Raw genomic sequence first — 14,074 nt, 5'->3', positions numbered from 1 at the left:
GCGTCCCCGGGCCGGCACCGCACACCGTCTTTCTCCGCTCCCGATAGTTCCCCCGCAAAATGGAGGTACCAATGAAACGTCGTTTGGCCCTGGCCGTCGCGTTCAGCGCGCTGCTGGCCGTCAGCGCGTGCGGCAGCAGTGACGACGACAAGGACACCGGCTCCTCCGGCGCCGCGCCGGCCGAGAAGGTCGTCATCTACAGCGCCCGCGACAAGTCGGTCACCGACTACGTCGTGGAGCAGTTCACGACCAAGAACCCCGAGTACAAGGGCAAGGTCGAGGTGCTCAACATGGGCGCCCAGGAGGTGCTCGAGCGGGTCCGCGCCGAGAAGGCCAACCCGCAGGCGTCGGTCTGGTGGGGCGGCACCCAGCAGGGGCTGGCCGCCGGCGCGTCCGAGGGGCTGCTGGAGTCCTGGCAGCCGTCGTTCGCCTCGAAGATCGACGCGCGGTACAAGGACGCCGAGGGCCGCTGGTTCGGCGAGATCCTGCTGCCCGAGGTCATCATGTACAACAACAAGGCGCTGACCCCGGAGACCGCGCCGAAGGACTGGGACGACCTGGTCGACCCGAAGTGGAAAGACAAGATCATCATCCGGGACGTGGCCGCCTCCGGCACCATGCGCTCGATCTACGCCTCGATGATCCAGCGCTACACCCCCGACGGGTCGAACCCGCAGCCCGGCTACGACTGGCTGCGCAAGCTCGACGCCAACACCGTCGAGTACGCCGCCAACCCGAGCGACCTCTACCTGAAGATGTCGCGTGAGCAGGGCGTGGTCAGCGCCTGGAACCTCCAGGACATCCTGCTGCAGGCCAACGAGAAGATGCCGTTCGGCTACGTCATGCCGGCCTCCGGCGCGCCGGTGCTCGTCGACGGCGTGGCCGCGGTCAAGGGCGGCAACACCGAGGGCGCGAAGAAGTTCCTCGAGTTCCTCTTCGACGACTCGCTGCGGGCCAGCCTGGCCAAGGACTACTTCCAGATCCCCGCGGTCGAGATCGCCGAGAAGCCCGAGTGGCTGACCAAGCTCGACCTCAAGCCGATGGACGTCAACTGGGACGTGATCGGCAAGAACGAGACCGCCTGGATCACCCACTGGAACGCCCAGATCAAGGGCAAGGGCTAAGACGCTCGGAACCGGGCCGTGCTGCGGCACGGCCCGGCTTCGTCCTGGAAGGACCCACGAAATGATCGATGTCCGACTGACGGCGGTCAGTAAGCGCTTCGCCAAGTCGAGCGACTCCGCGGCGGTCGATGACGTCACCGTCACCATCGGAGCCGGCGAGTTCTTCACGCTGCTCGGACCGAGCGGCTGCGGCAAGACGACGACGCTGCGCATGGTGGCCGGCTTCTACTTCCCGACCTCCGGTCACATCCACTTCGGCGACGACGACGTCACCCACTGGACGCCGAACAAGCGGGACACCGGCATGGTGTTCCAGAACTACGCGCTGTTCCCGCACATGACTGTGGCGCAGAACGTCGCGTACGGGCTCAAGGTCCGCCGGGTCTCCCGCGCCGACCAGGCCCGCCGGGTCACCGAGGCGCTCGAACAGGTGCACCTCGCCGGGTACGGCGACCGGCGCATCGACGCGCTCTCCGGCGGCCAGCAGCAGCGGGTCGCGCTGGCGCGGGCCCTGGTCATCCGCCCGCGCACCATGCTGCTCGACGAGCCGCTGTCGAACCTCGACGCGAAGCTGCGCGAGGAGACCCGCGCCGAGATCCGGCGCATCCAGCGGGAGAGCGGCACCACCTCGATCTACGTGACGCACGACCAGGCCGAGGCGATGGCGATGTCGGACCGGATCGCCGTCATGGAGTCCGGCCGGGTCCAGCAGGTCGGCACCCCGCACGAGATCTACTACAAGCCCGCGAACGCGTTCGTGGCCCGGTTCATCGGGCGCAGCAACGTGCTGAGCCTGCCGGTGACCGGCGCGACCGACGACAGCGTCGCGGTGCGCCTGCCCGGCGGCGCCACCATCGACGTCGGCGCGCCCGCCGGGCACGGGCTCGGCGCGGGCGACACCGCGCTCGTCTCCGCGCGCCCCGAGCACATCGCGCTCGGCGGCGACGACGACACGGCGGCCATGCGCGGCCGGATCAGCCACGTCGAGTTCACCGGCATGGCCACCAACATCAGCGTCGACGTGGACGGCAACGAGGTGATGGCGGCGCTGATCGACGCGCCGGCCGGCCTGCAGCTCGGCGACGTGGTGGGACTGCGGCTCGTACCGGAGCGCCTCTGGGTGGTCAAGCCGTGACCGCTGCGACCCGGACCGCCCCCGCCTGGGCGGCGGCCCTCGGCCGGCGTCTGTCCGGCGGGGCCAATTCCCGCTGGTTCCCGTACCTGCTGGTGCTGCCGCTGGTCCTGGTGCTCTGGGGCTTCGTCGTCCAGCCGATGTTCGCCACCTTCCGCGAGAGCGTCAGCGCCAACGGCTCTGACAACTACCTGCAGTTCCTCTCCTCCTCCGGGGTGGCCCGCGAGTCGCTGTTCACCTCGCTGTTCATCTCGGCCGCCAGCGTGCTGCTCTGCGGCATCGTCGGCGTGGCGATGGCGTTCCTGCTCAAGCGGTTCCACTTCCGCGGCCGGCGGCTCATCGAGGCGTTCATCCTGGTGCCGGCGGCCCTGCCGCCGCTGATCGGCGCCGTCTCCTTCCAGCTGCTCTACAGCAACATCGGCATCGTGCCGCGCGGCCTGCAGGCGCTGCTCGGCACCGAGAAGCCGGTCCTGGCCTTCGACGGCATCGCCGGTGTGCTCGTGGTGCACACGTTCACCATGTACCCGTTCTTCTTCCTGGCCGCCTCCGCGGCGCTGGCCGGGATGGACCCGTCGGTCGAGGAGGCGGCGTACAACCTCGGCGCGGGCCGGTTCCGGGTGTGGCGCACGGTCCTGCTGCCGATGCTCACCCCCGCGCTGATCTCGGCGTCGCTGCTGGTCTTCATGACGTCGCTGGCGTCGTACACCGCGCCGCTGCTGTTCAACGTCAGCCAGACCATGACGATGCAGATCTACATCAACCGCACCAACGGCGACCTGCCGATGGCCTCGGCGTACGCCTCGGTGCTCGGCATCGTCTCGATCATCTTCCTGCTGGCGATGCGTTGGTACGAGGGACGGCGCAACTACCAGTCGCAGTCCAAGGGCATCTCGGCGGTCCGGCGGGAGATCACCAACCCGATCGGCCGCTGGCTCGCGCCGCTCGCCTCGGTGCTGGCCACGCTGGTCCTGCTCGCCCCGGTCGCCGCGATCGCGCTCGTCGCCTTCTCCGAGGACCGGTCCTGGACCACCGAGGTGCTGCCGCCGACGTACACGTTCGAGAACTTCGTGACCATCTTCACCGACCCCAAGGCGTTCGAGCCGATCCTCAACTCGGTGCAGATGAGCCTGATCGCGGTCGTGGGCTGTGTGGTGATCGGCGTGCTCATCGCGTACGCGGTGCGGCGGCTGAAGTTCGTCGGGCGCGGCCTGCTCGACGTGGCCGTCATGATCGCCTGGGCGCTGCCCGGCACGGTCGTCGCGATCAACCTGATCTCGGCGTTCAGCACCGGCAACGCGTTCAGCTTCGGGCAGGTGCTGGTCGGCACGTTCTGGATCCTGCCGCTGGCCTACTTCGTGCGGTTCCTGCCGATCGTGTTCCGGTCCAGCTCCGCGACGCTGGCGCTGATCGACCCGTCGCTGGAGGACGCCGCCCGTAACCTCGGCGCCTCCTGGCTGCGCGCGTTCTACACGATCACCGTGCGGCTGATGCTGCCCGGCGTGCTCGCCGGCGCGCTGCTGGCGTTCGTGCACGGCGTCGGCGAGTTCGTCGCCTCGGTGCTCATCTACACCTCGTCGACGGTGCCGATCTCGGTCGCCATCAACAACCGGATGTACAGCTTCGAGCTGGGCACCGCGGCCGCCTACGGCATGCTCCAGGTGCTGCTCATCTTCGTGGTGATGTGGTTCTCCGGTCGGCTGGAGAGCAGCCGGACCGCGACCCGGAGGGCCGAGCAGTGGACGAACTGATCGAGCGGTGGCGGACCGGGGGAGGGCTGCTCCCGGTCACCCGGGTACCCGGGCACGCGTTCGCCGCCGTGACCGAGGCGGCCGACCTGGCGGTGCTGCCGGTCGGCGCGGTCGAGTGGCACGGCCCCCACCTGCCGATCGGAACCGACCTGATCCTGGCCGAGGGCTTCGCCGGGGAACTGGCCACCGGGCCGGCCCGGGCGGTGCTGTTCCCGGCCACGCCGTACGCCGCCTGCCCGGGCCAGACCCGGCCGTGGCCGGGCACGGTGGCGCTGCGACCGGAGATCGCCGTCGGCTACCTCGCCGACGTGCTCGCCGGCATCGTCGAGGCGGGCTTTCCCCGGGTGCTCGTGGTCAACGGGCACGACGCCAACATGTCCACCGTCCGCGCCGCGATGGAGTGGGTCTCCGGCCGGCACCGGGCCAGCATGATGCTGGTGAACTGGTTCCAGCTCGTCGGCCCGGACGAGACCACCGAGATGTTCGGTGAGCTGCCCGCCCGGGGGCACGGCGGCGCGTACGAGAGCTCCGCGGTGCTGGGCTTCGACCCGGACGCGGTGCGCCTGGACGCCGCGCCGGACCTGCCGCCGAAGCCGAAACTGCCCACCCCGTACCCGTACGTGCTCGTGGAGTCGCGGCCCGACCCGTGGCAGGGCTGGTCGGGCCATGTCTCGCTGGCCGGGGAGGAGGCCGGCGGCCGGATCCGCGCCACCGCCGGCGCACGCCTGCGCGAGCTGGTCGGGGCGTGGCTCGCCGCGCCGCTGCCCGGGCCCCCCGGCGCCGACGGGCCGGACCAGACGACCGGATGACCACGCGCGGCACGCCGCACGACAACGCACCACCTCGGGAGGCCACCATGAGCCCGTCACTGACCGTCTATCAACAGCACCACCTCCGGGTGGTGTTCGACCACCACGTCGCCCACCTCTACCCGGCGATGGTCACGGCCAGCAAGGCCCACGTCGTCATGCTCGCCGAGCAGGGACTGATCACCGACGAGGCCGCCGCCACGATGCTGCGCGGCCTGGTCACCCTCACCGGGGACCGGCCCGAGGAACTGGAGTACGACGGCAGCGTCGAGGACGTCTACTACACGCTGGAGAAGCGGCTCGCCGCCGCGGCCGGCATCGAGCCGTCGCAGCTCAGCGTGCAGCTCGCGCGCAGCCGCAACGACCTCGACGCCGGCGTGTTCCGGATGGTGCTGCGCGACCAGCTGCTCCAGGTGCTCGACGCGCTGCTGGCCACCGGCCGTACCGTGCTGGACCGCGCGGACCGGCACGCCGACGTGGTGGTCACCGGCTACACGCACCGCCGCCCGGCCCAGCCGACCAGCATCGGGCACGTCTTCGCCGGCTACGCCGAGGCGCTTGCCGGTGAGGCCGCCGCGTACGCCGACCTGCTGGACGAGATGAACCGCTCGCCGCTGGGCTCCTGCGCGTTCGCCGGCACCGACCTGGACATCTCGCCCCGGCGGCTGGCCGACCTGCTCGGCTTCGACCAGCTGATCGTCAACTCGTACGAGGCGGTGGCCGGCGCGGACCACCTGGTCCGGGTCGCCACGCTCAACGCGCAGGCGCTCGCCACCGGGGCCCGGCTGGCCCGCACGCTGATGGACTGGCTGAGCTGGGGCTGGGTGGTCACGCCCGGCGAGTTCACCCAGGGCAGCAGCATCATGCCGCAGAAGCGCAACCCGGTGGTGTTGGAGCACCTCGTCTCGATGGCGGGCGCCGCGGCGGCCGACGCGGCCAGCGTGCTGAACAACGTCGGCGCCGCCTGGTGGGAGGACTCCAACAACGCCACCACCGACGTGCAGGCCCGGCTCTGGGACGGCGACGACCGGGCGTACCGGTTCTTCTCGCTGCTCGGCGGCCTGATCGAGAAGCTGGACCCGCTGCGTCCGCCGTCCGCTGAGGAGATCGTCGCCTCCGGCGCCACCACCACCGCCGCGGCCGACGCGCTGGCCCGCCACGGTGTGCCGTTCCGGGGTGCCCACTCGCTGCTCGGCCGGCTGGTACGCGGCGGCGCGCCCGCCACCTGGACCGGGGACCTGGTCCGGTCCACCGCCGCCGAGCTGGGTCTGACGCTCGACGACGCCGCGGTGCGGGACCTGCTGGCCGCCGCGGTCCGCCCCGAACTCGTGCTGCGCCGCGCCCAGGCCGACGGGCCCGGCGAGGCGGCCGTCCGGGACCAGGTCGGACGACTGTCTACAATGCTCGACGCGGTGCAGGAGCGGGCGCAGGCGTTGCGCGAGCGGCTGACCCGTGCCGACACGGCTCTCGCCGAGGCGGTCGCGGCGAGGGTAGGCCCGTGACGGGGCGACAGACGCAGCTGGCCGTGGTCGCGGACGTCGTGTCGCGGCGACCACGTGATCTGGACCGACGGCCCGAAGGGCGATCTGACATCACCATGGAACGACCGGCAAATCCGCGCCTGCTCGGCATCGACTTCGGCGGCACCAAGATGGCCATCGGCGTGGGCGACGCCGACGGCCGGCTGCTCGTCTCCGAGCGCCTGCCCACCAATGCCGAGCAGGGCGCGCAGCAGGCCCTCACCCGGGCGCTGGACCGGGCCCGCGAACTCGCCGAGCAGACCGGCGGCACGCTCGTCGCGGCGGGCATCGCCTCGCCCGGCGTGGTCCACGACGAGGGCATCGAACTGGCGCCGAACGTGCCCGGCTGGGAGCAGCTGCGGCTCGCCGACGCGGTCCGCGCCCACCTGAACCTGGCGCACGTGCGGGTCACGAACGACCTGAAGGCAGCCGCCCACGCCGAGCTGCGGCTCGGGGCGCTGCGCGACGCGGACCCGGGACTCGTCGTCGGGCTCGGGACCGGCGTCGCGGCGGCGGTCACCGTCAACGGCGAGGTGCTGCCGGGCCGCCACGGCGCCGCCGGCGAGATCGCGTACGGGCTGACCGACCACAGCTGGCCGCCCCGGCTGGAACCGATGCTGGAGGCGACGTTCTCCGGCCGGGCCCTGGACGAGCTGGCGCAGCGGCTGGGCGTGGACGGCCGGGCCGCCGGTCTGTGCGCGGCCGCGCAACAGCCGGGCGAGGTACGCGAACAGCTCCGCCGACGCGTCGACGAACTCGCCCGCCACCTCGTCACCTGCTGCCTCGTGCTCGACCCGCAGCGGATCGTGCTGGTGGGCAGCGTCGCCGGCAACGACCTGGTGCGGGCGCTGCTGACCGAACGGCTCACCCACACGCTGCCGTACCCGCCGGAGATCGTGCTGTCGGACTTCGCGCAGGACGCCGCGCTGCTCGGTTCGCTCGCCATGGCCGTCGAGGCCCAGCCCGCGGTGGTCTGAGCGGGCCGGGCGCCGGGAACGGATCGGGCGGGGCGCGGTGGGGCGCCCCGCCCGGTCGTTTCTCGCGGGTTCAGTCGGTGGACGCCTCGGCGCGGCGTACCACCTCGGCGGCGGCCCGCACCACCGCCCGGTCCAGCAGCCGCCCGTCGGCGTCGGTGGCCACCCCGGAGCCGCCGCGTTCGGCCCGCTCCAGCGCCTCCAGCACGGCCCGCGCCGAGGCCACCTCGGCCTCGGTGGGGGTGAACACCTCGTTGATCGTCGCGATCTGCCCGGGGTGGATGGCGCTGCGGGCCCGGAAGCCCTGCCGCAGCAGCGCCCGGGTGGTCAGCTCCAGCCGTTCCGGGTCGCGCAGCGTCGTCTCCACCGGTCCCACCGGCGGGGTGATGCCGGCCGCCGCCGACGCGACCACGACCTGGGAACGGATCGGCGCGAACTCCGCCCGCTCCGGTCCCGGCTGCAACCCCAGCTCACCGGCGAGGTCCGCCTCGCCGAGGCCGAGCCGCAGCACCCGTGGCGCCTCGGCCACCCGCGGCGCGGTGAGCACGCCCCGGGCGGTCTCGATCAGCGCCACCACCCGGAACGCCGGGGCGTCCGGGCCGATCCGCCGCTGCACCCGGGTCAGCGCGGCGTCGACCTCGGCGAGCAGCTCCGGCTCGGCCTTCGGCACCCAGACCCCGGCCGCCGCCGGCGAGAGCACCTCGACGTCCGCCGCGACCTGGTCGCTGTTGATGCGCACCCACAGCTCGGGGCCGGCCGGCGCGGCGGCGCCCAGGTACCCGGCGACCGTCTCCCGGGCGTGCGCCTTGCGGGCCGGCGTGACCGCGTCCTCCAGGTCGAGCACGAGCGCGTCCGCGCCGCGCCCGGCCGCCTTGTCCAGCAGGTCCGCCCGGTCGCCCGGCACGTACAGGTAACTGCGCGCCACCGCCGCCATCAGTCGTTCCCCCTACCGCTGCGGGCGGGCGAGGTAGCGGCCGGCCGGCTCGCCGGTCACCTTGCCGTCGACGAGCACGTGCTGCCCGCGCACGAAGGTGTCAGTGACCCGGGCGGTCAGCTCGAAGCCCTCGAACGGCGTGTACTCCTGCGTCGACTCGGAGTCCTCCGCGCGCACCGTCCAGGTCGAGTTCGGGTCGACCAGGCAGATGTCGGCGTCGTACCCCTGCGCGATCGCGCCCTTGTTGCGCAGGCCGAAGCGCTGGGCCGGGTTCCACGAGGTCAGCTCCGCCACCCGCTGGTAGGACAGGCCGCGCCGGTTGCCCTCGGTGACCAGGCCGGGCAGCAGGTACTCGGCGCCGCCGAACCCGGACTTGGCGACGAAGATGTCGTCGCGCGGCTCACCGAACTTGACCTCGTCCTTGCAGCAGGCGTGGTCGCTGACCACCCAGTCGATCTTGCCGTCCAGGACGTACCCCCAGAGCGCCTCGACGTCGGCGCGCGGGCGCAGCGGCGGGTTGACCTTGCCGCCCAGGCCGTGCGCGGTGTCGATGTCGGCCACCAGGTGCCCGATGGTCACCTCGCGGCGGAAGTCGATGTGCGGGAACGCCCGCGCCATCCGCAGCGCCGCGTCGACCGCCTTCTCCGAGGTCAGGTGCAGCAGGTTGATCTTCGGCAGACCGGTCTCGTGCGCCAGGTACGACGCGATCGACACGGCCAGTCCCTCGGAGTGCGGCGGCCGCGACGCGTGGTACGCCTCCAGCCCGCGCAGCGTGCCGTCCTGCTCGACCTGCTTGGTGTACGCGCTCATGATCTCGGCGGTCTCGCAGTGCAGCGACAGCGAGATCTCGTCGGCCAGCTCGGGGAAACGCTCCCGGGCCGCCTGGACGCCCCGCATCACGAACTCGAAGTGGGCGTAGTCGTACCGCTCGCCCTCCGGGATCATCAGGAACGAGTTCTGGTCGGCGGAGCGGCCGTGCAGGCCGTGGCTGCCGTAGAACATGAAGATCTTGAACGAGGTGACCCCGTGCTCCTCCACCAGCGACGGCACCTCGCCGATGTGCTCCCGCGACATGGGCGCCAGGTGGAAGCCGTAGTCGATGTAGGAGCGGCCCTCGGTCGCGGCCAGCACCTCGGGGAAGAAGTCGGCGTACCGGCCGCCCCGGTTGAGGTAGTACTGCCCGGTGCGCATGTAGTTCAGCGCCGTGGTGACGCCGCCCTGCACCGAGGCGCGGCTCTCCGAGACGGCGTCCTCGCTCAGCGGGTTGTAGATGCCCCAGTGCTGGTGCGCGTCGACTACGCCGGGGAAGGCGAGCCGGCCGCCGCCGTCGACGACCTGGGCGGCCTCCACCCGGTCGATCTGCGGGGCGACGCGGCTGATCCGCCCGTCGGTGACGCCGATGTCCATCAGCTCGGGCTCGGGCCGGTCGTGCCGGACCACGCGGACGTTTGTCAACAGCAGGTCGTAGGTGCTCATGGTGTTGCTCCTCGTGCTCGGTTCAGCGGCGGTTGATCAGGCCCATCAGGCCGTGGACGTCGGGGGCCTGGTCGAGCCGGTGGACCTCATCGGCGATGCGGGCGGCGGTGGCCTCGGGCAGGGACGCGGCGTTCGTGCGGAACTTCACCGCCAGCTCGGCGTCGCTGAGCGGACGCTGCGGGCCGCCCCGGTTGGCCAGGACCTCCTGCACCCACTCGCGTCCGTCCCGGGTGACGATCCGCAGCACCGCCGGGAACTGGTGCGGGAAGATCTCGTCGCACCGCTCGTCGGCCACCACGTCGACCCGCGCCATCAACGCCCGCCGTTGCGGGTCGTGCGCCAGGGCGTCGGTGAAGTCGGCCAGCTCCACGCCCAGACCGCCGCCGCCGATCAGGCCGGCGGCGACCGCGTACGGGCCGCTGAACTGCGCCTCGTAGCCGGTCTGCGGCGCGCGCTTGCGCTCGATCGGCTGGCCGATGGTACGCACCGTCGGCGTGGGCACGCCGAGCGTGATCGACTCGATCTCGTCCAGCGGCAGCCCGCGCTCGCGCAGCGCGATCGCCGCGTCGATGGCGGCGTGGGTGAAGTGGTTCGCCGGGTACGGCTTGAAGAAGATGCCGGGCACCGCCCACTCGGAGCCGAGCCCGCGGACGATCTCGTCGCCGTCGAACTCGCCGCGCAGGAACGCCTGGAAGAAGCCGAAGCGCCCCTCCAGCACGGTCGGCGGGCCGGTCACGCCGTGCCGGGCCAGCTGCGCGGCGCTGACCGCCGCGTGCGCCGCCCAGCCGCAGTGGATCCGCTTGACGGTGCCGCCGTTGCGGTTGGACTCGATCAGCCCGGCCGCCATCGAGGCGGACACCCCGAGCGCGTCGAGCGTGCCGCCCGCGTCCAGCTTCAGCAGCCGGGCCGCGGCCACCGCCCCGCCCAGCGTGCCGCAGATCGAGGTGGCGTGCTGGCCGTGCTCGAAGAAGACCGAGTTGCCGGCCGCCGGGTCGTAGCCGGCCATGCCGAGGCGTACGCACGCCTCCAGGCCCACCGCGATCGCGGCCACCGTCTCCTGCCCGGAGGCGCCGGACAGCTCGGCGGCGGCGAGCGCGGCCGGCACCACCGTGGCACTGGGGTGCAGCACCGACGGCAGGTGCGTGTCGTCGTAGTCGAGGGAGTGCGCCAGCACGCCGTTGGCGAACGCGGCCAGCGCGGCGGGGACCTTCTCGTCCACGCCGACGGCGGTGGCCTGGCCACGGCCGCCCTGCTCGGCGACGTACGCCAGCGCGGCCTGGCTGGTCGGCAGCGGCTGCGCCGCCACGCAGAGCCCGAGCACGTCCAGCACGCGGGCCCGGACGCTGGCGACCACCTCGTCGGGCAGCGTCGCGGCGGAGGTGTCGGCGGCGAAGGCGGCCAGGTGCCGGCCCAGGGTCGGCTCAGCCATGGCTGACCACCGCCAGCGGACGCACCGGGGAGCCGGTGGCGCCGTACAGCGGCAGCGGGGCCATGACGAAGGTGAACTCGTGCACCCCGTCGCGGGCCAGCTCCTCCAGCGCCATCGTCTCGATCAGGTAGATGCCGTGCTCCACCAGCAGGATCCGGTGCGCCGGCAGCGTGCTGTGGCCCTTGCCCGGCGGCAGGCACTCGAAGGCGATGGTGTCCGCGCCGGCCGCGTGCACGCCCCGCTGCGCCAGCCAGCCGGCGCCGTCCGCGCCGACCCCCGGTACGCCGGAGTCCTTGCCGATGTACTGGTTGCGGTCCTCGTGGTCGAACAGCCGGCCCCAGCCGCTGCGGATGAGCACCACGTCGCCCGCGCCCACCGGCGTGCCCTGCCGGGACACGGTGGCGTCCAGGTCGGCGGGGGTGATCTCGTAGCCGGCCTCGCAGCCCTCCAGGCCCAGCGTGGCGGGCACGTCCAGCAGCACGCCGCGGCGGACCATCGGCGCGACGGTGTGCACGCCCAGCTCGTCGAACCGGCCGCCGACCTGCGCCGCGGCGGCGTCGGCGCCGCCGTGCAGCCGGCCGTCCTGGGACACGTGCGCGAGGGCGTCGACGTGCGTGCCGACGTGTGTGCCCATGACCAGCAGGTCGTTGGCGGCGGAGCCGCCGTCGGCGCGCACCATGTCGCCGTGCCGGCGCGGCAGGGTGAGCCCGAACGCCGGGTGGTTCGGTGACTGCGGCATGCCGACGGTCAGCCGCCGGCCCAGGTCGTAGATCGTGACGCCGGCCTGCACGGCGTCGAGCAGGCGGTCGGCGGTTCTGGCAGTGGTGCCCACGGGGTTCCTCGCGTTTCGGCTGTCGGCGTCGTCAGGCGACGACGCCACGGGCTTTCAGGTCGGCGATCTCGGCCGGGTCGCAGCCGAGCTCCTCGACGAGCAGGGCGTCGGTGTCGGCGCCGGGGGAGCGGCCGGTGAAGCGGATCCGGCCCGGCGTCTCCGACATCCGCCACATGACGTTGTGCATCCGCATCGGGCCCAGGTCCGGGTCGTCGACCTTCGTGATCATCTCGGTGGCCTGCACGTGCGGGTCCTCGACGATGTCCTTGGCGCTGTAGACCGGTGCGACGGCGGCGCCGGCCTCGGCGAAGGCCGCGGCCACCTCGTCGCGGGTCCGCTCGCCGATCCACGACCCGACGTACTCGTCGAGCAGGTCCGCGTGCGCCACCCGGCCGACGCCGGTACGGAACCACGGCTCGTCGATCACCTCCGGGTGGCCCACCAGCCGCAGCACCCGCTCGGCGATCGCCTGGGCGCTGGTGGAGATGGCGACCCACGAGCCGTCCTTGGTCTGGTACGTGTTGCGCGGCGCGTTGTTCGTCGACCGATTGCCCTGCCGCTGCTCCACCACGCCGAGCTGGTCGTAGACGGTGGGACCCGGGCCGACGGCGGTCATGATCGGCTCCAGCAGGCTCATGTCGATCACCTGGCCCCGGCCGCCGGAACGCTCCCGGTGCCACAGCGCCATCATCACCGCCGAGGAGGTGGCGATGCCGCAGATGCTGTCGGCCAGCCCGAACGCCGGCAGCGTCGGCGGGCCGTCCGCCGTGCCGGTCAGGTGGGCGAACCCGCTCATCGCCTCGGCCAGCGTGCCGAACCCGGCCCGGGAGGCGTACGGGCCGGTCTGCCCGAAGCCGGTGATCCGGGCGATCACCAGGCCGGGGTTGACCCGGTGCAGCTCCTCCGGGCCGATGCCCCAGCGCTCCAGCGTGCCCGGGCGGAAGTTCTCCACCAGCACGTCGGCCCGCTCGGCCAGCCGCAGCAGCAGCGCCGCGCCGTCCGGCGCGGACAGGTTCAGCCCGATCAGCCGCTTGTTGCGGGAGATCTCCTTCCACCACAGGGGATGGCCGTCCTTGGTCTTGCCGTGGCCGCGCATGCTGTCACCCATGGTCGGGTGCTCGATCTTCACCACGTCGGCGCCGTAGTCGCCGAGGATCTGACAGCACAGCGGTCCGGCGAGGATCGTCGAGACGTCCAGCACGCGCAGGCCCGTCAGGGGTCCGTCACTCACCTGTTCCACCTCCCCAGTTCTGTTCCTGACCCGTCCGTCCGGCGGCACGTTGCGCCGGCGGCCGGAAACCCAGTTCGGCGGATATCTCCGCCGCCGCCGCGGCGACCAGCGCGCCGTGCGCGGCGCAGACCTCCGGGGTGAACCGGTTCTGCGGCCCGCACAGCGAGATCGAGCCGAACACCTGCCCGGTCGCGTAGCGCACCGGCGCGGCCACGCTGCCCGCGCCGTTCTGCCGCTCGCCCATGCTCACCGCGTACCCCTGGCGGCGGACCCGGCCCAGCTCGGACCGCAGCTTCGCGGTGGAGGTGATGGTGGCCGAGGTGACCGCGTCCAGCGGGTGGTGGTCGAGGTAGTCCTCGATCTCCGCGTCCGGCAGCGCCGCGAGGATCGCCTTCGACGACGACCCGGAGTGCAGCGCGTGGCTGGTGCCCAGGGACACCGACATGCGTACCTCGTGCGGCGAGAGCACCTGGTCGATGTAGACGCGGGTCCAGCCCTGCCGCACCGACAGCGTCGCGGTCTCGCCGCTGTCGCGCACCAGCCGGACCAGGTACCGGCGGGCGATGTCCGGCACGTCCAGCGCGCGCAGCGCGGCCAGTCCCACCGCCAGCGCGCCGCTGCCCAGCCGGTACCGCTTGGTCTCCTCGTTGAAGGTGAGGAAGCTGTCGGCCACCAGTTCCTTGAGGATCCGGTGCGCGACCGCCTTGGGCAGTCCCAGCTCCCGCGCGATCGTCGACACGCCGAGGGTCTCCGGCGCCCGTTCGGCGATGATGTTGACGATGTCGAGGGCGCGTCCGAGGCCGGAGCGGGTCCGGCCGGCGGTGGCGCTCTCGACAACCGCTGTGGTGATCATCTTCTCTCCTCC

Annotated in this window: 12 protein-coding genes; 6 read left to right on the top strand and 6 right to left on the bottom strand. The window is 72.5% G+C overall.

The window, feature by feature from the left end; all coding sequences use genetic code 11:
• The first annotated feature begins 71 nt into the window (after window positions 1–71).
• The 6 genes from DQE82_RS14895 to DQE82_RS14870 all read left to right on the top strand — a co-directional run bounded on the left by DQE82_RS14895 (window position 72) and on the right by DQE82_RS14870 (window position 7,310).
• Entirely contained in the window at window positions 72–1,124 is a 1,053-nt protein-coding gene (locus DQE82_RS14895; protein WP_064445575.1) for an extracellular solute-binding protein, read from the top strand.
• A 61-nt stretch (window positions 1,125–1,185) separates the two neighbouring features.
• Window positions 1,186–2,259 carry an ABC transporter ATP-binding protein gene (locus tag DQE82_RS14890; protein ID WP_043323172.1) on the top strand — a complete coding sequence of 358 codons (1,074 nt, stop codon included), beginning with the start codon at window positions 1,186–1,188 and terminating at the stop codon, window positions 2,257–2,259.
• A complete protein-coding gene (locus tag DQE82_RS14885; RefSeq protein ID WP_064445576.1) occupies window positions 2,256–4,004 on the top strand; it encodes an iron ABC transporter permease in 1,749 nt (582 codons plus the stop codon). The genes DQE82_RS14890 and DQE82_RS14885 overlap by 4 nt, the downstream gene beginning before the upstream one ends.
• Entirely contained in the window at window positions 3,992–4,813 is an 822-nt protein-coding gene (locus DQE82_RS14880; protein ID WP_043323177.1) for a creatininase family protein, read from the top strand. Before DQE82_RS14885 ends, DQE82_RS14880 begins: the two co-directional genes overlap by 13 nt.
• Before the next feature lie 47 nt (window positions 4,814–4,860).
• On the top strand, window positions 4,861–6,315 hold the full coding sequence (locus tag DQE82_RS14875) for an argininosuccinate lyase (protein WP_043330003.1): 1,455 nt from the start codon (window positions 4,861–4,863) through the stop codon (window positions 6,313–6,315).
• 95 nt (window positions 6,316–6,410) lie between these two features.
• Entirely contained in the window at window positions 6,411–7,310 is a 900-nt protein-coding gene (locus DQE82_RS14870; RefSeq protein WP_043323180.1) for an ROK family protein, read from the top strand.
• Between the two features lie 70 nt (window positions 7,311–7,380).
• On the opposite strand, the gene DQE82_RS14865 is transcribed toward DQE82_RS14870, so the two are convergent.
• From DQE82_RS14865 to DQE82_RS14840, 6 genes are read right to left on the bottom strand one after another with little or no spacing between them, the layout of a single operon-like run.
• Complete coding sequence (locus tag DQE82_RS14865; RefSeq protein WP_113972986.1) at window positions 7,381–8,241, bottom strand: CoA ester lyase; 861 nt, start codon at window positions 8,239–8,241, stop codon at window positions 7,381–7,383.
• A 12-nt stretch (window positions 8,242–8,253) separates the two neighbouring features.
• Window positions 8,254–9,717 carry a dihydroorotase family protein gene (locus DQE82_RS14860; RefSeq protein ID WP_113972985.1) on the bottom strand — a complete coding sequence of 488 codons (1,464 nt, stop codon included), beginning with the start codon at window positions 9,715–9,717 and terminating at the stop codon, window positions 8,254–8,256.
• 22 nt (window positions 9,718–9,739) lie between these two features.
• Window positions 9,740–11,146, bottom strand: coding sequence for an MmgE/PrpD family protein (locus DQE82_RS14855; protein WP_064445579.1), 1,407 nt, complete (start codon window positions 11,144–11,146; stop codon window positions 9,740–9,742).
• Window positions 11,139–11,978 (bottom strand): cyclase family protein, encoded by an 840-nt coding sequence (locus DQE82_RS14850; protein WP_113972984.1) that lies wholly within the window; start codon window positions 11,976–11,978, stop codon window positions 11,139–11,141. Before DQE82_RS14850 ends, DQE82_RS14855 begins: the two co-directional genes overlap by 8 nt.
• Window positions 11,979–12,009: 31 nt before the next feature.
• The gene (locus DQE82_RS14845; RefSeq protein ID WP_043330005.1) at window positions 12,010–13,209 is read right to left on the bottom strand and encodes a CaiB/BaiF CoA-transferase family protein; all 1,200 of its coding nucleotides are present in this window, start codon (window positions 13,207–13,209) and stop codon (window positions 12,010–12,012) included.
• Complete coding sequence (locus tag DQE82_RS14840) at window positions 13,202–14,062, bottom strand: IclR family transcriptional regulator (RefSeq protein WP_043323194.1); 861 nt, start codon at window positions 14,060–14,062, stop codon at window positions 13,202–13,204. Before DQE82_RS14840 ends, DQE82_RS14845 begins: the two co-directional genes overlap by 8 nt.
• Between the last annotated feature and the right edge of the window lie 12 nt (window positions 14,063–14,074).

This window comes from Micromonospora sp. LHW51205, from assembly GCF_003315815.1.
In the GTDB taxonomy this organism is placed as follows: domain Bacteria; phylum Actinomycetota; class Actinomycetes; order Mycobacteriales; family Micromonosporaceae; genus Micromonospora; species Micromonospora chalcea.
The sequence above is the reverse complement of the archived record's forward strand: the minus strand, read 5'-3'. Positions and strand labels throughout refer to the sequence as shown.